Genomic DNA, 21,047 nt, shown 5'->3' on the forward strand with positions numbered 1-21,047 from the left:
CAAATAGTGACACAAGTTATTAATTATTAAGGTATAATTTTGTACTACAGTAATTATTAATAAACTAATCCAAGTATTATTACTAGTGTCAAGAGAGCAAGTATAAATATAGAAGAATTCTTTCCAGCTCTAGCCCATAAATGTTCCTCGTACTTGTCACCAACATAATAAGCTAATACAACCATTAATAAAGTATAGAACAGGGTGTAGTGTATTCCAGTATGTCCATCTGACCAAGCCTTTAGGCCTATGGAATCTAATATAAGGTCACCTATTACAATATTGTTACCAAAACTAAAAGATAGGATTATAGATAATATCAATATTAATGGAGAAAAGGTTCCTAATCCAACCTTTCTTTCTACCTTATCCAAATTACTCACCCGCTTCTTTAGTGGTATTTAACTATGAACTTTATATAGCGATATACCTAAAGTTTATAATACAAATGTAAGTCCTTGCAATTTTAACATTATTAATTTTATATAATTATTACTACTTACACTATTATTACCCAAAACCAATTTAATATGCCTTCTTATAGTCTTAAGTTTACATCCAAAACTCTCTTATATGATTACTATTTAACCTAATAATATATATTTATATTTCATTCTAACTCCATAATATATTTCTCTAATCGTTAATCTAAAATTTAATGATAAACTATAAATCTACTCCCAGGTATCCCATACCTTTGGTTCATATCCTACCGTAGCCTGCTTACCATTTCTCACTATTGGGGTCCGATATAGACTAGGGTTCTTTAATAGGATTTCTTCTTTAACGCTATTATTTATTATATGCTGAAGGTTTGATTTCTCATACTCTTTAGAATCCTTATTTATTAAGTTATTAAGTCCAACAGAGTTTTTAACACTTTCCAGTTCTCGTTTTCCTAATCCAACCACATTTAAGTCTATGAATTGAAATTTTATCTTTCTTTCCTTAAAGTATCTTTCTGCTTTCTTTGTATCAAAACACTTTTTCACTCCGTATATTTGAATATTCACGTAATTTTCCCCCGAATTGATTTTTTATATATGGATGTATCATCTCATACTAAAATTCACATTTATAAACTATCCTATCAGAAACCAGAGGTGCTTTAAATTCTAATAAGTTTCTACTATTCTTCCACAAATTTCCTCTTGTATGCTATCATCTATTTTACTTATATTTCTTATCTTATAACCATCGTTAATCCTTACATAAGTTACGCCAATTATATATTCTTCTAATATTCCTTTTTTATTTACAATCAATCTAACAGTCCCTACTGGATACTCTGTATTATCTATTTTAACCTTAGTGCAAGCCTCTATCCTTACTCCATTAGCCCTCTGCCTTCTCAATCTACTAATCCATTTTATCTTCTTATTTTCCTTAGCTTCAACTAAGTCTTGCTTGCTATTTTCCTTGTAATCCACAAATTTAAAAGCCTCATCATATTGTTCATTTATTATGTCATTAAAAAATTTTTCAGTTTTATATTGTAAGGTTTCCTTTTGGCTCTTTTTTAAAATTGGATATACTAAAGCCATAATAGATGTTAACATTAATATACTAATTACTATACTTCTACTAATCTTGAGCCTTTCATAAAGGTTCACATTTATCTCTCCTAAAGTTTATTTTATAATTTTTGCATTTGTTTTATCTCCAAGTATATATGGATTATTTTCTTTATTTATAATCTAAGAGTTACACTATTTTATCTTTATATCAAGATGAGTATCCATGCAAAATTAAATTATCAAAAAGTACTTTCCATAAGGTCCTTACCTTATATTGTAAGTACTTAACTGTTATTATACATTTAAACTTTTATCCTTTTAATTAATATTCCATATTAAATATTTTTTGTCAATATATATAATTTTTTTATCAAAATTTATTATTTTCTACAACCATAACTTTTACAATCTAATATTCTTTTTGTTATTTTTCTTTCTGAAAATTAGTACCTTCCCATTATATTTTTTAATTGCTTTACATCTCATATGACATTTTAAAAGAATATACTATGTTTAATAATAAAATACATTACTATACAGCAATAAAGCCCCTTAGTAAATACTCTAATATACTAAGAGGCTTTATTGAAATAATTACTTCAACCCAAGCTTTTCTATTCTTATGACATTCTCTACTTTTTTAATTATCTCTAAGTCATTTATCTTTTCTAAAGACTTATTTATTCTTCCTTCTAAAGTATCGTGAGTAACAATAACTATAGATACAAGCCCTTTATCCTCTCTTCTAGCCTTTTGTATAAAGGAAGCTATACTAACCTGCTCTTCTCCAAAGATAGTAGCTATCTCTCCCAAAACTCCTGGCATATCCTTTACGGTTATTCTTAAATAATATTTTGCACTTACATTGTCCATTGGAGTTATTTCTTTATCTGCATATCTACTAGTAACTACGCTAGCTCTTTCTCCGTCATTTCTTAATACAGATATTATATCTCCTACCACTGCACTACCTGTTGGTAACTCACCGGCACCTCTACCATAAAGCATAAGATCTCCAACTGCGTTACCCTTTATGAATATAGCGTTAAAGGAGTCATTGACATTGGCTAATGGGTGAATAGATGGAATCATTGTTGGATGAACTCTAAGCTCTAGTTTGTCATCAACTTCTTTAACTATAGCAAGGAGTTTAATTACATATCCTAATTCCTTAGCATACTCTATATCTTTTGAAGTTATCCTTGTTATCCCTTCTCTATAGATATTATTTACATCTACATTTGTCTCAAAGGCTAGTGTTGTCAAGATAGCTAGCTTATATGCAGCATCATAACTTTCTACATCTGAAGTGGGATCAGCTTCTGCATATCCTTTTTCTTGAGCCTCTTTAAGTGCATCTTCGAAATCCATTCCTTCTAAAGTCATCTTAGTTAGGATATAATTTGTAGTACCATTTATTATTCCAATTACTTCTTCAATCTTATTGGCAGTCAAGCTCTCGTTTATACCATGAATTACTGGTATTCCACCAGCCACACTTGCTTCAAAGTTTACTATAACTTCATTTTTCTCTGCTGCTTCAAAAATTTCCTTACCATCAGTGGCAATTAATAGCTTATTAGCTGTAACTACATGCTTTTTATTCTTTATAGCTCTTAATATATAGTCTTTCGCAGGTTCTAACCCCCCCATAACCTCTACAATTATCTTAATGCTATCATCATTAAAAATATCCTCAGCATTTGTAGTTACAACTTCTTGAGGCACCTCTATATCTCTATACTTATTTTTATCTCTTACCAATATCTTTGCGATTTCTATATCATAACCAGCCCTCTTCATAATCGCTTCTTTATTAGTGTTCAATATCTTCCAAACACCTTTACCTACATTACCTAAGCCTAATAATGCTATTCTCACTTTCTCCATATCTATTTTTCGCCCCTTTTTATATATTCTATTTTACAAAAGCGCTGTATATAGCCCTATACGCATTTTCAAAATCTTCATTTTCAACACCTATTATTACATTTATTTCACTAGACCCTTGGTTAATCATTCTTACATTGACCTCAGCTTCGGAAAGACTCTTAAATATCTTAGTAGCAACTCCTTTAGTTCTATTCATGCCTTTACCAACAGTAGCTATAAGAGCCATGTTAGGATGAACGTCTATAGTATCTGGATTGCATTGTCTCTTAATCTCTTCTAATATTATTTCAAGCTTATCTCCTACCTGGCACTCTTCTATAACTAAAGAAACAGAGTCTATTCCTGCAGGCATGTTCTCAAAAGAAACTCCGTTGCTTTCAAGTATTGTTAAAAGCTTTCTGCAAAAGCCTTGTTCAAGATTCATAAGCATTTTTTGTATGGCAATTACAACAAAGTCCTTCTTTCCAGCTATACCAGTTATGGTATCCCCATAAGCTTGAACTCTCTGTTCATCTACTATAAAGGTTCCTTTATCTTCAGGTCTGTTTGTATTTCTTATATTTATAGGGATTCCCACATCTCTCACAGGGAAAATACTCTCCTCATGAAGTACTTTTGCCCCCATATAGGACAACTCTCTAAGTTCTTTATAAGTTACATTTTCAATAGACTTTGGATTTGCAACAATATTAGGATCTGCCATCAAGAATCCTGAAACATCAGTCCAGTTTTCATACAACTCAGCGTTTGTGCATCTGGCAATAATAGCTCCTGTAATGTCAGAACCACCTCTAGAAAAAGTCTTTATCTTACCATCAATAGCTCCATAAAATCCTGGTATAACAGCCTTATCTATATTTTTAAGCCTCTCTCTTACGGCTATTTCTGTTGCTGCCATGTCTAAAGTTCCAAAGTGTTTAAATTTTATTACCTCAGCAGCATCTACAAATTCATAGTTTAAAAAAGCTGCTAATATAAGACCATTTAAATATTCACCTCTACTTGCTGTATAGTCTGCAGAAGCGCCCTCCTCTATCTTAAGCTTTATTTCTTCTAAGTGACTTTGTATATCTACATCAACGTTAAGCTCTAAAGCTAAAGTCTTATATCTTTCCTCTATATGCTTAAATACATCTTCAAAGGATATCTCATTTTTTGCATGCTCATAGCAAAGATACAATAGATCTGTTATCTTATAATCCTTCTTAAATCTTTTCCCAGGTGCTGAAGGCACCACATATCTTCTCTTATCATTTCCAAAAACTATATTTCTAACCTTTTGAAATTGCTCACTATCAGCAAGCGAGCTTCCTCCAAACTTAGCTACAACTACATCACTCATCTCATTACTTTCCCCCTATTTATATAATAATCTCTCGGAATCTTTAAGCCTTGATTTATCTGGCTTAAAGATTCCTTTTTTATTGAAATCCCCCACTTTTTTGTTAAAAGCACTTGACAAAAATATCGAAAAATGCGGCGCTACGCGCCCCTTAAATATAAGGTATATTTTTCGATTGGAGGAGATTTTTAATGTTACCTGTTTACTCTGGCGGCCATTCCGCCTATCAAAAATTTGTTGTTGAAATGCTTCGTAAATATTATCCTAATCCGGATGCTATCGCGCGTTCTACCTGGGATATCATTGATCGTTTCTGGAACCTAGACCTCTCATATACTGAAATACATCTGAAAAATAAATATTCCATTTTCGGTCCGAAGCCGAGAAATCCTTCTTGTATGCATAGATCATATCTTTTATCTATTGATTTTAAAGTTACTTCAGTAACTGATTGGGTTGCACAACTTAAGATCAACCCTCTTTATGCTATATTGAGCGGATTTGAAGTAGGCGACACTCGGTGTTGGTACTTTTTATGACTTCTTTAGCCGCTTATGGGATTCTGATAATAACAATCTTTCATCTCAGTTACAACCTTTAAAAACTTCTGTAAAAAAACCTAAAAGAAAGGTTTAAAAGCTGATCCAGTTGAAAAGACAACAGTAGAACAACTATTAAAAGAATTACAAGGAGTATCTTTTTTAAGTGATGAACAACCTTATAGTTCCCTTTTTAATTTATATAAAATGAGTTTCTTAATCTTTCTATACAAAGGGACTGATCAATACAGAGAACTTAGCTCTTGCAGGTGATGGCACACCAGTCGCTACCTCTGCAAGAGAACGAAAACACCGTGTATGTGATTGTATTTCCAAAGGTATTACTGACTGTACTTGCGATAGATTCTTTTCTCAGCCTGACTGTGACATCGGCTGGGATTCATCAAGAGACTGTTTTTATCATGGATATGATCTCTACATGTTTGTTGCATCTGATTCTGATAGTGATCTTCCAGTATTCCCTTTGTTTGGGCCAGCCTCAAGGCATGACTCCCATGGATTTCTCCATGCGTTTTTTCGCATGAAAAGTTTACTTCATGACTTTAAAATAGACAAAATTATTCTCGACTCTGCTCATGATGCCATGCCATTTTATGAATACTTCAAGCAAGAAGGAATAACTCCGTTTATTGACTTGAATGAGAAACGTGGCATCAAAGTTAAATATAAAGATGATTTTATCATTGGTAAAGATGGTATTCCCGTCTGCAGAGCAGGCCGTAAGATGAATCGTGATGGTGTTGAAAAAAGAAACACCGTATCAAATTCCATTGTCCTCTAACAAGTAGAAAGTATGGATGTTCCTGCGAACACCCTTGTTCTGATTCCAAATACGGGAGAACGGTGCATCTGGCAATGAAAGATAATCCAAGATTGATAAACATCCCACCAAGGTATAGTAAAGAATGGAAAGTAGAATATAATTCAAGAACTTCCGTAGAACGTTCTAATAAACGACAAAAATAGACTTTCTATTAGAAAGCGGCAGACACCGCTCTACTAAGATGTGGTACTGCCGCCTCTATAACATCTTGATGCTACAACATCTCAATGCCTGGGATCTGCCTTTTGAGTCAGATCTCAAAAAATTGATTTTGCAAGCCGCTTAATCAATACATAATTATTTTAAAACATAGCGGCAGCTATGTCTATTAGTTATGCGCATTTTTATTAATATTCCACATTCTCTGTAAATCTTTGGATAATATTCACTTTTTAATGTACGCTACCCCGATAGGACTATAATAATCACTCATAATTCCGAGAGACTATTATACTAAAGAATATTGCTTAATTTATAAAATTGTAACCTGAGATCCTTCATTATCAATATCTAACTCTAATACTTCCCATCTATTTCTTAAAGTATCTAAATATTTTTTTATATTATTAGAAAAACTCGTATCATCTTTTCTAAGCATAACCATTATAGCGGGACCTGCACCACTTAAAAACACGGATAGAGCATTAAATTCACTGCATTTATCTTTTATATCATAAAAGTTCTCTATTAGTTGCGCTCTATAATCTTCATGTAGCTTATCCTTACATGCAATCTTTAATAATTCCAAATTTCCACTAGACAAAGCCGATATCATAAGCGCTACTCTTCCTATATTATAAACACCTTGCTTATAATCTATAGTTTTAGGCAATACAGCCCTAGCCCTATCAGTAGAGAGTTTAAAATCTGGTATTAAGGCACAAAGCTTAAAATCTTCTTTTATATTTATCTTGTTATATATAGTTCTATCCTCTTCTGTAACTGAAACAGTTATTCCCCCATATAGTGCAGGAGTAATATTGTCAGGATGTCCTTCCATCTCTGCAGCAAGATTTAGTACTTCCTCTTCACTGAGAGTACCCCCGGTTAATCCATTAGCAGCTAGTATTCCTCCAACTACGCAGGCAGCACTACTTCCAAGGCCTCTAGATACAGGGATATCGCCCTCAATCTTTATGCTTAAACCTGTAGGAGTGTAGTTTAATTTATCAAAGCACTTCTTCATAGAAACATATATAAGATTTTCTTCATTCTTAAACTCTTCTTCACAACCTTCAAAGACAAGGCCTTCTTCTATTTCTTCCACAACAAATCTATTATACTTTTTTACTGCTAACCCAAGGCAATCAAAACCAGGTCCTATATTTGCACTTGTAGCAGGCACCTTAACTTCTACCATCTAATCACCTACAATTTCAAAAATTCTTCTATTACATTTTTCATGTTTTCTTTATCACAAGTAGTTGTATGAATTATTGGTTTACTTTCTAGATTGTCAATTCCTTTTGGAATTCTTATATTAAACTCTTTAGAAAGCTTTTCTACCATTTCAAAATCTGAAGCCTTGCTATCTTCAAAGCTAAGCGCTTCATTCACACTTCTTGGGAACTTAAAAGGGCTAGCTGTTGAAGCTATCACAGTCACTGCATCATCCTTTGTGGTGCTTACATATTTCCTAAATACGTTATACGCAACCGCAGTATGGGTATCTAAAACATATTTTGAAGAAGCATATACTTCTTTAATAGCTTCAATGGTTTCTTCTTCAGTAGCAAAGCCTCCATATAGCTCCTCTAATCTTTCTTTCATCTCTGAGTTTATTTCATACCTTCCCTCAGTTCTTAACTGCTCCATTAACTCATTTATAAAATCTGAGTTTTTCCCGCTTATTTCATATAAAAATCTCTCTAGATTACTAGATATCAATATATCCATGGAAGGAGAATTGGTTATTACAAAATCTCTATTTTTATCGTAAACTCCTGTATTTATGAAATCAGTAAGAACCTTATTCTCGTTAGATGCACATATAAGTTTATCTATAGGAAGTCCCATATTTTTAGCATAGAAGGCCGCTAATATGTTACCAAAATTACCAGTAGGTACTACAACATTTATCTTCTCTCCAGCTTTAACTTTTTCATCCTTCAGTAAAGTCACATAAGCATAAACATAATAAACTATTTGAGGTATAAGCCTTCCTATGTTTATAGAATTAGCAGATGATAACATATATCCATTCTCATCTAAAAGCTTATTGAAATCCGAATCCCCAAATATAGTCTTTACTCCGTTTTGCGCATCATCAAAGTTCCCCTCAATACCTACTACAAAGGTGTTCTCTCCCTCTTGTGTAATCATCTGTCTTTTTTGAATCTCACTTACCCCTTCCTTAGGGTAAAATACCACTATCTTAGTTCCTTTAACCTTTGCAAAGCCTTCTAAAGCTGCTTTGCCGGTATCACCAGAAGTAGCTGTAAGTATGACTATCTCTTTATTGATATCAAGTCTTTTTGCTGCAATCTTTACCAAGTAAGGAAGTATACTAAGTGCCATATCTTTAAACGCTAAGGTCTTCCCATGAAAAAGCTCTAAAAAGTATGCTCCTGCAGAATACTTTAATGGCGCTATAGCCGGATCCTCAAACTTTTCATCGTAAGCACCTTCTATGCAAGCCTTAAGCTCTTCAGCTGAAAAATCATCAAAATACTTACTCAATACATAAAAAGCTAGTTCCTTATAATTTAGATTTTTAAGTTCATCAAAGGTCTTATCTATCTTTGGAAAAAGTTCTGGTACAAATAGCCCTCCATCTTCAGCTATTCCCCTAATTATAGCCTCCGAAGCAGTTACTAGATTTTCATTCCCTCTTGTACTTTTATAAAACACATACATGCCCCCTTAAATTTATTTCTTTTAAAAATACTTAAAAATATGAAAAAAGAGACTAGGTTTAAACTTAGTCTCTGGAAATACGGCTTTTGATATTCATGTAACCAAAATAAAGCTTAATAAGCTTAAAATATAGCTAAACAAATATATTATCAAAATCCCCTGTCCTTTTACCTGAGAGTTTCACTACATCTTTGTAGCTTTCCCCTTCGGTGCTCCTTTGAGTCTCTCCAGAGGTTCGTCCAATAACGGTTTTAATCCCGCTATCTTCATACGAATCTATAAAATTATAGTAATTATATATCAAAATATTCTAATAAGTCAATAAAATTATCTTTCTAAAACCTTTTGATATCCACATAAGCTTCTGTAGATGGCCACTTCATAATAAAATTTATATTTTCGGACTGAAGCGGCACATACTTAAAAATTGTTAATGATATTTGTAGAATAGATATGCAACCTTACTAGATTAAAGATATATAAGTAGTAATAAAAGCTAGAGGTTATCTATAAAATTGACATATCTTATAGGCGGACAGCTTAAATGTATATTTCAGTATATGTGTTGTAAGTTATTCTGCTACTAAAGCCCAAGATCTTAGCTTCAAATTATTTATATAGATTAGAATGTAGCTCTAACAACTCATAGTTACATATTTGTATATACCTATAAATATTTAAAAATACCACCTTTTTCTTATTTAGACTCAGCCAAAGCCGCTCTCATAGTTTCAATAGTAGACTTTAATTGAGTACTTGGTACTACAAGCTTTATTATCTTTTTCTTTATTCCATAGGTCTCAACTTCTATAATCTTATCTAAAGCAGATTTTGAAGAGTCTGATTCCTTAATGTCTATAATATTATGCCATTCAACAAAGGCTCCATCCTCTGCCAGTATCCCCTCTTTTCCTATCACATTAGTTCTTAGCTTGGCCTTAACTTCCATAAATAAAAATGAAATCATCATAATTGAGGCCACTACAAACTGAAAAGAATAAAAAGATTGAGGCACAAAAAAGCTTTCAAATAATCCAAATGTAGTACTTGTATCTTGATATGAAGTTTTACTTTTTAAAACCCTCAGTGCAAACTTTATAAAAACTAAAAATCCAGCAATTATCCCCCAAACTATATCACCTACTCTATCACTTCTATACTCAAACCAATACTCTCTTATAAGAGCTCTATTTAATACCCTATTATTAAATACTCTTATTTCTCTTATCAATATATATACATAGAATAATAGTACAATCAGTATAATAATGCTCGTCATACTTCCTCCTAAATTTTACGAATATATTCTTTATTAACGTAGTTATAAAACTTATTAAAAACACATTTTATTCAAGTCTAATGCTTGTTTTACATATTTATATAGATACTATACATAACTTAATACAAAATAAATACTTCTTTTATATTAAAGATATCTCAATAAATATATTACAACTATCATACAATATATTTCCATTATTACAAATAAATTTCACAGATTATTAAAATCATGTTCTCCATAGCGAGCTTAACATTATAAATGTTAATGAAATCAAACATCTACGTAGGAATAGCTATATAGATATGCTATCATCCTCAATCAACTCTCAATAAAGAACTATGTTTTTCAAGCTCCATACTGCTTATTACGCTTAAGGATGAGGCCAACACCACTAATATAGCCACACCAAACATAGCTAAATCTATTTTGTAACTAGGTGAATATCTACTATCAAATACATACCTTGTTATTATAAAATTCAAAGCTTCAGCTGATAAAATTCCTATTACTCCTGCTAAACCACCGGTTATCAAGCTCTCTATAATACTTATTTTCTTTATATCTCTAATCTTTGCACCTAATATATTAAGCATCAAAAACTCCTTTATCCTATCGAAATTTACCATGATTAAAATGTTAGCTACAAGGCAAAAAGCTGAAAATATACTTATGCAGCTTATACATATAAATGCGTAAGTCATCTGCTTCAAAAGAGCAGTTAAACTATTATATTTATCTTTTTCACTTATAATCACCACACCCTTTAGTTTCTTGGACAAAGAATAATTTAAGTTTTTTTCATCATTACTATTACATTTTATTAAATAATTAAGTTTACTATTAGTTTCATTTAAAGTGACACCTTTTATGGAAGCTATGTCTACGTAAGTCGCCCAGTCGTCTCCAAACTGGCTTTTATCCATTATTCCAATTATAGTGAAATCAAGCTTTTTACCTTGAATATCAATACTTATTTTATCGCCTACCATAAATTTTTCGCTGGAAAAATTATTTCCTAGAACTATATAGTTATTATTCTTATCTTTATTATCAAGCCATCGTCCTATAAGAGGCTTGTGCTTTATTAGGTTTTTACTTACATCAATAGCATTGAGCTTGGTATTATTGTAGTTTTCTAAAAGGGCTGCTTTTACTTCTGGATAACGTCTGCTATTCTCAACAATATCCTGCAAATGCTTGCCATTGCGGTCTACTAGTTTAGCATTTGTAACAATTTCCTTTGCATATCCTACAACTTCTTTTTCTTTATTTAGCGTTTCTTCAGTATAAGCTATGTTACTTTCATCAATACTTGTATTCAAGGTTAAATTATACCCATTATCCTCAGTGAATTGTGTAGTGGCTTTAGGTATGATGTAGTAAGATAAATTAATAATGGTTCCACACAATACCAAGGTCAAAATCAAAGCTGTAACACAGGCCGAAAACTTAATATTTTGTCTCTCTATACTCCTAAAGGCTAAAACGAAGGTTTTGTTTTTTGTAAGTTTAAGCTTTTTTATTGTACCTATTATTCCAAAAGATATGGTGTAAAAAATAGCTGTTACTATCAACAAACCAATAGTATACATTCCTCCCAGATCTAAAGAGCCTATATAAATAGATATACTAATTACAAGCATAATCAGCATAATTAGCCCAAGCGTAGCAAGGTTTTCATCTAACTTAAGTCTTTCTGTTTCCTGGCGCAGGATAGAATTCAGGTTAATTCTTTTGCTTATATATATAGGAATTATAGTAAAAGTCAAAGTCTGAAGCATAGTAAATATAAAGGTAACAAAAACAGCTAGCAGCAAACTGGATACTATTGAAACCACTCCAAGCTCCCTAAAAATACTTCTTTCAATAACTCCAGTTATCATAATACTTAATGCTATTCCAATAACATTGCCTATTGCGGCTATAATAAAAGTTTCATAAAGTATTACATCTTTAAGCAGTTTATCATTCATTCCATAGATAGCTAGTAGAACGTAATCTTTTTTCCTTTTAAGTGTAAGAATACATATAGTAACTCCTATTCCAGCTCCAGTTATTAAGGTTACAACCATCTCAATTAGTCCTAGGGCTTTTTCTTCTCTATCTCTAAGATCTTTAGTTGATTTTATAAGCTGCTCAGAGGTTGAAAACTTATCTCCAGCTTTAAAGCTTTTCTTCAGATCACCTTCAATATCCGATATGCTATAATCCTTATTAACGCTGATATTTACATTGGTGGCTATTTTCTTCACATCAAATCCTTTATAAACTGGAATATCAGTTTTATTAAATATCATAAGTCCAAATACATTCTCATCCATCATATTTGTGGTATCAATAATATCACCTATCTTAAACTCACAATCCTCTTGAGAAAAGTTTTTAAGTGTAATAGCTATACTATCTCCCCTTTTCAAACTAAACTTATCCGCAAGGGTCTTGTTGATTAATATACTTTTACTTGCAAGCTTATCTTTATATCTTCCAATTCTTTCGTCAACTGAATAATAATCAGGATCTATTATTTTCACATCAACCTCACTACTCATATCATTATGAATAAAGTTGTTCTGCATTTTATAGGTAGTAGCATAATATAGCTTGCCTTCAGCTTTCATTTTATCTAGAAGTTTATACTGATCTGCGCTTATTGTATTACTAGATAGAGTTATATTTATATCACCATCATTAAGACTTCTAGAATTAGAAATGGTGTATTGTCCATTAAATGAAATTATACTCCTAAGAGAGATCAATATAGCTACAGCAATAGCTATAGCAAAGATGCTTAAGAAAATCTGAAACTTATTTTGTCTCCAGGTCTTTAAGTTATATGTCCTAAAAAGCATTTTTGCAGTTATCATTCTAGCAGCTCTCCTTCATATATTTGTCCGTCTATAATATGTACTATTCTATCTGCTCTTTTAGCTACCTTAATATCATGAGTTATAACTACTATAGCCATATTATATTTTTTTCTAAACTCATCAAATATATCTAAAACTAGCCCACTACTCTTACTATCCAAAGCACCAGTTGGCTCATCTGCAAATAGTATTTTAGGTTCTCCAGCCAAGGCTCTTGCTATAGCTATTCTCTGCTGCTCCCCACCTGATAACTGCTTAGGAAATGATTTTCTCCTGTGTTCTAACCCAACAACAGCTATTAATTCATCAACTTTTGCTTTCACATCAATCTTCTTTTTGGAAAAGAATAGTGGCGTTTCTATGTTTTCTTCAGCATTTAACACCGGGATTAGATTAAAAGCTTGAAAAACTATCCCTATATTTTCATTTCTAAATTCAGTTAATTCATTTCTGCTAAGAGTTCTTATATTAACCCCATTTATACGTACCTTACCTGAACTCTGTTTGTCTATACAAGAAATAATGCTAAGCAAAGTACTCTTACCACTTCCGCTAGGCCCCATTATAGCTACATACTCATTTTCTTTAATATAGAGATTTATATTTTTTAAAATATCTATTCTTTCCTCTCCACTGCCTATAGACTTGCATATATTTTCAGCCTCTAATACATACTCCACCGTATATCCCCCTAATAATCTTTACTTTCTTGTTAATATTAGTAACCTTCTAATATTGCTTTCAAAAAGCTTATTAATCTATAAAAATGCCTATCATGGGAGGGCCTCTTTAAATACTCCAACTTATAGGCAACACAATTAATCTTTAGTGGAATTATATATCCAACTCCCTATATTGTAAAATATCTCATTTATTCATTATTTTGTTTGTTAATTTACCTTACAGTCGTGTAATCGTTTGTAGTAATGCTTATCCTGTTTTATTTCAAGGATTCACCTTATATCAAATTAAGAGTTCTATATTTTTCTTAAAAGTAGAAGATTCACTAAGGCTACCTAATTTAATGATTTTTTTGTGCATGTGCTTTTCCTAATGCATATGAAGAAAATCTGGCAGTCCAATGCAGTTTCTTTTTTAATGTTCAGCCTAAATAGCTACTCTGACCCTTTCATATTACTAGGCTTAGCTAATAAAAATTCTTATACTCTCTTGGAAAGTAAAAAAACTAGCAACAACGCAACATTCATATGCATTATTACTAGTCTCTATTTCTATATTCTACTTATTGGAATTTATCTTATCAGCAAGATCGTTAAGATAAACCCATCTATCCATTTTCTCTTCCAAAAGCTTTTCGGTTTCTTCCTTCTCAGCTATAAGCTCTTGAAGCAGAGAGTAATTAGTGCTTGCTTCATTAATCTTAGCTTCTAAATCACTAATCTTTTCTTCTATGCCAGCTATAACATCATCAATTTCATCGTACTCTCTTTGTTCTTTAAAAGAGAACTTTAATGGTCTTTCCTTCTTCTTAGCCTGATTGTTATCCACAGCTTCAGCTTTTTTATCAACAGTCTTCTTAGTTTTTTCTTCAGCACTGTTGATATCTTTTTGTCTGTTATCTTCCTTATAGTCTGTATAGTTACCTGTATACTGAACTACCTTTCCGTCTCCTTCAAAAGAAAAAATCTTAGTTGCCATTCTATCTAAGAAATACCTATCATGGGACACTGATATAACTGCTCCTGGAAACTCATCTAGGTAATCTTCAAGGATTGTTAGAGTCTCTATATCTAAGTCATTGGTAGGCTCATCTAATATAAGTATATTGGGAGCTTCCATAAGCACTCTTAGAAGATATAGTCTTCTCTTTTCTCCTCCAGATAGCTTTGCAATTGGTGTCCACTGCTCTGCTGGTGGGAACTTAAATCTTTCAAGCATTTGCGATGCACTCAGTTTATACCCTTCTTCGTTTGATATAAACTCAGAGCCCTCTTTTATATAGTCAATAACTCTTAAACTATTATCCATATGATAAGTCTCTTGAGAGAATACTCCTATCTTAACAGTTTCTCCTACCTCAATATCACCACTGTCTGGCTTTAACTTACCACTTATCATGTTTATAAGCGTTGACTTTCCCATACCATTAGGTCCTATTATACCAACTCTGTCATCTCTAAGCACAATATAGCTAAAGTCATCTATAAGCTTTCTTTCTCCGAAGGATTTACTTATATTATTTATCTCTATTACCTTTTTACCTAAACGAGTGCTTGCTACTGATATTTCCACCTTTGAGTTGTCTATATCTAACTTTTGCTCACTTAATTCTTCAAATCTATCTATTCTAGCCTTTTGCTTAGTACTTCTTGCTTTAGCCCCTCTTCTAATCCAAGCCAGTTCTTTTCTTAAAAGATTTTGTCTTTTCTTCTCACTGGCAAGCTCCATTTCCTCACGTTCTACCTTTTTCTCAAGGAAATCACTATAGTTACCCTTATAAGTATATAAATTTCCCTTATCTAATTCTATGATCTCATTAACAACTCTGTCTAAGAAGTATCTATCATGAGTTATCATAAGAAGAGCGCCTTTTCTTTTATTTAAATATTGTTCCAACCAGTCTATAGTGTCATTATCTAAGTGGTTTGTGGGCTCATCAAGTATAAGTAGATCACAAGGGCTTATAAGTACTGCAGCCAATGCTATTCTCTTTCTTTGTCCTCCTGAAAGGTTACCTACCTTTGCATTGAAATCAGAAACTCCAAGCTTATTAAGTATAGCCTTCGCATCACTCTCTATGCTCCAAGCATTCATACTATCCATTTGACTTGTAAGCTTCATTATTTCTTCAGGAGCTGCACTGTGGCTTTCCATCGTTTTTTCATACTGTCTTATAAGCTTCATAAGAGGAGTATCACCTCTAAATATCTGCTCAAGTACTGTTGATTCAGGATCAAAATCAGGACTTTGTGAAAGGTATTCAACCCTTACCGAATTTCCCTTAACTATTTTTCCTTCATCAGGCACCTCTACACCAGATACTACTTTTAAGAAGGTAGTCTTACCAGTACCATTTACTCCAATGATACCAATCTTATCTCCTTCATTTATTCCAAAGCTTATATTATTAAAAAGTTTCTTTTCACTATAACTTTTTGATACGTTCTCTATGGTTAAAAGATTCATCTATAAATTCCTTTCTTCTTGAATAACCTTATGACCATACACTTAAAAAGCTACGTTACTCTATACTTTAATTACACTAAGCTTTTAAGCATTTAAGCCTGCATTATTCATACCCTCTGATTATAGCCTATGTGCTCTAGCTTTTCAAATGGTATTACCTTGAAAGGCGCATGAATACTATATATTTATATAATTATATGTTTTTATAAATATATATTTAAATAAAGTTATAAGTTTGTATTTTAGAGTCTTTATACCTTAGCACCAAAAAAATAATTTCTACTTAGTTATACTTTACTAAAATCTTTTTATTTCATGTAAGGTTCCCTATATAATAAAAAGTCTAGCACCTCACTCTACTACAGCTGATGCCAGACTTTAATTAAAACTAATTTTCTACAACCTTTTTTGAAGTTTTCTTATCAACATTAAAGTTGTAGAGTAACCCTAATATTATAAATACAGAACCTATAAGCTTTCCTACAGAAAATTTATTAAAGCTGAAATAATCTATAACCATCCCCATTATAAGTTGTCCAACAAACATTAAAACCATGGAATATATAGCTGGTATCTTTGGAATAACTTTATTGGATAGTACTATTACGCAAACCCCTAACATCCCTCCAAAGAATGCATACGCTGGTATCCCAGCAATATTACTTCTATCTATACTCAAGGTATTTCCTGTTAACTTTGCTACTAGGAATAATACTACCGCAAAAGATAGCCCTGTTATATAATTTATAAGAGTTCCTTTAAGTCCTCCTATCCTTTCTCCTAGGTTACCATTGATTATCATAGATAAGGTAACGAAGGCGCCGCCTATTACTGAAAGCAAAATATAAAACATCTTAATCCCCCTTTAATATAAAGTCATAACAACTATTCCAAGAATAATAAATGCAAATCCTATTATCTTTTTCTTTTCGAAGCCATATCTTTTCATTCCAAACAATCCAAACTGGTCTATGATGGTGGCAGCAGTAAGCTGTCCTAACATCCCTAAAGATATAGATAAAGATGCTCCTACAGTAGAAAAGGTCATGTTATTTATTAGTACCACAAAAACCCCTATTATACCTGCAGATAGAATATAGATAGGTATGCCCTTAAGCTTCATAGAAAAACTTTCTTTTTTCACTAACATAACTACTATTACACTTATAAGTCCGACCATATGAATGATTACCAATGAAAGATTATTTCCTACATGTGATTGAAGTTCACTATTAAAACTAACCATTATGGTTATTATGAAGCCTATAATGACTGTAAAAATTTTATACATATGTCCCTCCAAAATATTATTATTTGTACCTCTATAGATAAGATATCAAAATAAGCTAATATCTTATATGACATATGTCACCTTTATGGATTTTTTCAATCTTAGATCTCATTAACTATAGATATAAATATGCACCAATTAAACTCGGAAAGTATTTTTAAAGTCTCTCTGGCTCTTGAGAGGATAATTTAAAGATATAAATTTAGAACTGAAGTTATAACTCTATAAAAATTAATAATAAAAAATTATCACCTCATCAAGCAGCAATTATGCTTGAAAAATGTATCTCATAACTGGGTTGTATATATTAATTCGATAACAATTGAAAAAATAACAACTAAATTCTCATTAACGATTTTTTTCTTTATACTAATTGTCTATAATATATATGGATACTATAAATGTAAGTCAGTTATAAATAGCTTTTGTTAATATACTTAACTAAAAAATAGAGTTATATCACGTTATCCATTCCTTATGGAGGCATACAACAGTTTTAAAACACCTACTAAAACCCACTAAAATATATTGGAATATTGTTAGTTTTATGTTGTCATAATATGTGTAAAGAGGTGATAGCATGAAGTATTATACAATTGGTCAATTCTCAAAATTAGTGGAAAAAAGTATTCAAACTTTAAGATTGTGGGATAATGAAGGAAAGTTAAAACCACATCATATAACAGAAGGTGGACACCGTTATTATTCTGAACAACAAATTAATCAAGTTTTGCAAGTGCCACTTGTTAAGAGAACTAGAAAAGTAATTGGATATTGTAGAGTATCAAGTAATAAACAAAAAGATGATTTATCAAGACAAGTTGAAAATGTTAAAACATACATGATTGCTAAAGGGTACTCATTTAATGTTATTACTGATATAGGAAGTGGAATAAATTACGATAAAAAAGGATTAAATCAATTGGTGGATATGATAACCAATTCAGAAGTTGAAAAGATAGTGATTCTATATAAAGATAGGTTGCTGAGATTTGGGTTTGAAATAATAGAAAATCTATGTAATAAGTATGGGACTGATATCGAAATCATAGATAACACTGAAAAAACAGAAGAACAGGAATTAGTTGAGGATTTTAAAAAGAAAGCAGAAACAAGTTTCAAGAAAATATGAAGATGGAAAAATTCCAATAGGAAAGGAAGGTGAAAACCGTTATAAATTTACTAAAACTAATAATATTAAAAAACTCGAAAGAGAATTAAAACTTATTCAAAGAAGGCTTTCAAATATACGTTTAAATCATATTCATCAAACAACAACTACAATAGTGAAAACCAAGCCAAGCAGAATAGTTGTTGAAGATTTAAATGTAAAGGGTATGCTTAAAAATAAACACTTATCAAAGGCTATACAAGAACAATGTTTCCATAAGTTTATTAGTATCTTAGAATATAAAAGTAAATTTAATGGCATTGAATTTGTAAAAGCAGATAGGTTTTATCCTTCAAGCAAAACTTGTTCTTGTTGTGGAGTAATAAAGAAAGATTTAAAACTTAAAGACAGAGTTTTTGTTTGTCCATCATGTAATGCTCGGATGGATAGGGACAAAAATGCGTCAATAAATCTTTCAAGGTATAAAAAATCAGCATAATATCACTAACAAGATAGTGCTGATATGTACTGTGCGTTACGCAGGATTTTAAGCCTTTGGAGCAACATATCAAACTGGAGTAGTCTTATGACAAAACAGGTTGCGTTGAATAAGGAATAAATCTCTAAATAGTAGATTTTATGTAACGGTGCTTTTTATAAATAAAATAAACGATAAATTACTGTTAGAAAGATTTAAAACCCTACATGATATAGACTCATACTTTAATAATGATATGACTCCATATATGGAGCTGCGATTATTTGATAAGGGTGAGCTTATTTATAAATCAAATGAAGAAATTGACTACTTTTACTTTTTAGTAAAGGGTAAGTGCAAGGTTTATACCTTGCTGAAAAACGGTAAATCTCTTCTTTTACGGTTCTATAATCCGCTTATGGTAATGGGCGACCTTGAGTTTATAAGCGGGTGTACCGCCAATTGCAACGTAGAGGCTGTACACAGCTGTACTTTTATAGCTATACCAATAGACATAATAAGAAATAAAGCTAAAGATGATGCTGTCTTCTTAGGTCATATCTGTAAGACCTTAGCAGAAAAACTAGCAACCTCTGCAGTATCAAACTCTATAAACCTTCTTTACCCCTTAGAAAATAGACTTGCAAGTTATATACTAGCCTTATCTAGTGAAGAAGATATATCTACTAGCCTTAAGGGAATTGTAGCTGAGAAATTTACTGAGGTTGCAGAGCTCTTAGGAACAAGCTATAGACATCTACTTAGAGTTATAAACAAACTATGCGAACAAAAGATTATCGCTAAGGATGGTAATTCCTTAATTATATTAGACTATGAAAAATTAGAAGACCTTGCAGGAGACTTGTATGAATAATTTATTTATGAGTAAATAGGTTATATGAAAATAAAACACCTATTGCTAAGCAGAAAGGAATACATATAAATGGACTTTAAGCAACTGACATATTTTCTTGAAATAGTTAAGCAGGGAAATATAACGAAAGCCTCAAAGAAACTACATATTGCCCAACCTCACTTAAGCCAGCAGCTGAAGATGCTTGAGGATGAGCTTGGTGTCAAGCTAATAGAAAGAAACACTAGAAAGTTTCAAATTACTAGTGCAGGACAAATACTAAAAAATCGTTGCGAGCAAATGATTGAGCTTATGGATACTACCCTTAAAGAACTAAAGGATATAAAGGATGGACTTAACGGAACCTTATCTATTGGAACCATATCCTCCGAAGGTGATACCTTATTACTTAACAGGGTAATGAACTTTTATGATAAATATCCAGGCATAACCTTTGATATAAGAGAAGGGGATACGAAGGACATATTAAAGCTTCTAACAGATGGTGTTATAGAAATAGGAATAATCCGTACCCCTGTAGACTCTGAAGGCTTTGAATCTATATACTTAGAAAGCGCACCAATGGTAGCAGCCACTCGTGAAAAGATATATTGGGATGAAAATGTAAAAGAAATATCTATAAGTGAATTAGAGAACAAGCCTCTGCTAGTAACTAGAAGATTTGAACAAAACATAGTTGAAGCCTGTGAAAATGCTGGTTTTGAGCCAAACATATTCTGCAAGATAGAAGACACTAGATCTATTTTAACTTGGGCAAATAAAGGCATGGGAGTAGCTATTGTTCCAAAGGACTGGATCGGTTTAGTGCCAAATGCGAATCTAATGTTTAAAGATATAAATGAGCCTTCTTTAGTTACAAAAACCGGTATCATTTGGATTAAGGATAGATATTTATCTGCTCCTGCAAAAAGATTCTTAGATATCTTTAAACTAGGATATATTTAAAATTATATAATAGCATCGATTGTTTGCTATTCAGTTAAATTTATACTCATTTATGTATGAA

Annotated in this window: 17 protein-coding genes, 2 pseudogenes and 1 riboswitch; of the genes and pseudogenes, 6 read left to right on the top strand and 13 right to left on the bottom strand. The window is 31.8% G+C overall.

What is annotated here, in order from left to right:
* Positions 1-56 precede the first annotated feature (56 nt).
* The 5 genes from C1I91_RS27545 to C1I91_RS27565 form a co-directional block, all read right to left on the bottom strand.
* Positions 57-374 carry a hypothetical protein gene (locus C1I91_RS27545; protein WP_128215793.1) on the bottom strand — a complete coding sequence of 106 codons (318 nt, stop codon included), beginning with the start codon at positions 372-374 and terminating at the stop codon, positions 57-59.
* 300 nt (positions 375-674) lie between these two features.
* Positions 675-1,013, bottom strand: a complete 339-nt coding sequence (locus C1I91_RS27550) for an arsenate reductase family protein (protein ID WP_128215794.1) — start codon at positions 1,011-1,013, stop codon at positions 675-677.
* A 102-nt stretch (positions 1,014-1,115) separates the two neighbouring features.
* Positions 1,116-1,613: a hypothetical protein gene (locus C1I91_RS27555; RefSeq protein ID WP_128215795.1), complete on the bottom strand. Its 498-nt coding sequence runs from the start codon at positions 1,611-1,613 to the stop codon at positions 1,116-1,118.
* 498 nt (positions 1,614-2,111) lie between these two features.
* A complete protein-coding gene (locus C1I91_RS27560; protein WP_128215796.1) occupies positions 2,112-3,407 on the bottom strand; it encodes a homoserine dehydrogenase in 1,296 nt (431 codons plus the stop codon).
* 28 nt (positions 3,408-3,435) lie between these two features.
* Positions 3,436-4,752 (bottom strand): aspartate kinase, encoded by a 1,317-nt coding sequence (locus C1I91_RS27565; protein WP_128215797.1) that lies wholly within the window; start codon positions 4,750-4,752, stop codon positions 3,436-3,438.
* A 245-nt stretch (positions 4,753-4,997) separates the two neighbouring features.
* On the opposite strand from C1I91_RS27565, the gene C1I91_RS29310 reads away from it, so the two are divergent.
* Entirely contained in the window at positions 4,998-5,291 is a 294-nt protein-coding gene (locus C1I91_RS29310; protein WP_238475898.1) for a hypothetical protein, read from the top strand.
* A gap of 439 nt (positions 5,292-5,730) precedes the next feature.
* A complete protein-coding gene (locus C1I91_RS29315) occupies positions 5,731-6,093 on the top strand; it encodes a hypothetical protein (RefSeq protein WP_238475899.1) in 363 nt (120 codons plus the stop codon).
* A gap of 514 nt (positions 6,094-6,607) precedes the next feature.
* Here the strand turns inward: C1I91_RS29315 and thrB are convergent.
* The 8 genes from thrB to C1I91_RS27615 form a co-directional block, all read right to left on the bottom strand.
* A complete protein-coding gene (thrB, locus tag C1I91_RS27580) occupies positions 6,608-7,495 on the bottom strand; it encodes a homoserine kinase (protein WP_128215798.1) in 888 nt (295 codons plus the stop codon).
* Between the two features lie 8 nt (positions 7,496-7,503).
* Positions 7,504-8,985, bottom strand: a complete 1,482-nt coding sequence (thrC, locus tag C1I91_RS27585) for a threonine synthase (RefSeq protein WP_128215799.1) — start codon at positions 8,983-8,985, stop codon at positions 7,504-7,506.
* A gap of 155 nt (positions 8,986-9,140) precedes the next feature.
* A riboswitch (glycine riboswitch) is annotated at positions 9,141-9,232 on the bottom strand.
* A 456-nt stretch (positions 9,233-9,688) separates the two neighbouring features.
* Positions 9,689-10,270 (bottom strand): hypothetical protein, encoded by a 582-nt coding sequence (locus C1I91_RS27590; protein WP_128215800.1) that lies wholly within the window; start codon positions 10,268-10,270, stop codon positions 9,689-9,691.
* 317 nt (positions 10,271-10,587) lie between these two features.
* Positions 10,588-13,137, bottom strand: coding sequence for an FtsX-like permease family protein (locus C1I91_RS27595; RefSeq protein ID WP_128215801.1), 2,550 nt, complete (start codon positions 13,135-13,137; stop codon positions 10,588-10,590).
* On the bottom strand, positions 13,134-13,820 hold the full coding sequence (locus tag C1I91_RS27600; protein WP_128215802.1) for an ABC transporter ATP-binding protein: 687 nt from the start codon (positions 13,818-13,820) through the stop codon (positions 13,134-13,136). The genes C1I91_RS27595 and C1I91_RS27600 overlap by 4 nt, the downstream gene beginning before the upstream one ends.
* A gap of 559 nt (positions 13,821-14,379) precedes the next feature.
* Entirely contained in the window at positions 14,380-16,287 is a 1,908-nt protein-coding gene (locus C1I91_RS27605; RefSeq protein WP_128215803.1) for an ABC-F family ATP-binding cassette domain-containing protein, read from the bottom strand.
* 388 nt (positions 16,288-16,675) lie between these two features.
* Positions 16,676-17,140, bottom strand: a complete 465-nt coding sequence (locus tag C1I91_RS27610; RefSeq protein ID WP_128215804.1) for a DMT family transporter — start codon at positions 17,138-17,140, stop codon at positions 16,676-16,678.
* Between the two features lie 12 nt (positions 17,141-17,152).
* Positions 17,153-17,578, bottom strand: coding sequence for a DMT family transporter (locus C1I91_RS27615; protein ID WP_128215805.1), 426 nt, complete (start codon positions 17,576-17,578; stop codon positions 17,153-17,155).
* Between the two features lie 580 nt (positions 17,579-18,158).
* Between C1I91_RS27615 and C1I91_RS27620 the strand changes: the two are divergent.
* The 4 genes and pseudogenes from C1I91_RS27620 to C1I91_RS27635 all read left to right on the top strand — a co-directional run.
* A pseudogene (locus tag C1I91_RS27620) lies at positions 18,159-18,671 on the top strand (IS607 family transposase); the annotation flags it as partial.
* 1 nt (position 18,672) lies between these two features.
* Positions 18,673-19,188: pseudogene (locus C1I91_RS27625) on the top strand (RNA-guided endonuclease InsQ/TnpB family protein); the annotation flags it as partial.
* A 148-nt stretch (positions 19,189-19,336) separates the two neighbouring features.
* Positions 19,337-20,041 (top strand): cyclic nucleotide-binding domain-containing protein, encoded by a 705-nt coding sequence (locus C1I91_RS27630; protein ID WP_128215807.1) that lies wholly within the window; start codon positions 19,337-19,339, stop codon positions 20,039-20,041.
* 69 nt (positions 20,042-20,110) lie between these two features.
* The gene (locus C1I91_RS27635) at positions 20,111-20,986 is read left to right on the top strand and encodes a LysR family transcriptional regulator (protein ID WP_128215808.1); all 876 of its coding nucleotides are present in this window, start codon (positions 20,111-20,113) and stop codon (positions 20,984-20,986) included.
* The last annotated feature ends 61 nt before the right edge of the window (positions 20,987-21,047 follow it).

Source organism: Clostridium manihotivorum, assembly GCF_004015185.1.
In the GTDB taxonomy this organism is placed as follows: Bacteria; Bacillota; Clostridia; order Clostridiales; family Clostridiaceae; genus Clostridium_AR; species Clostridium_AR manihotivorum.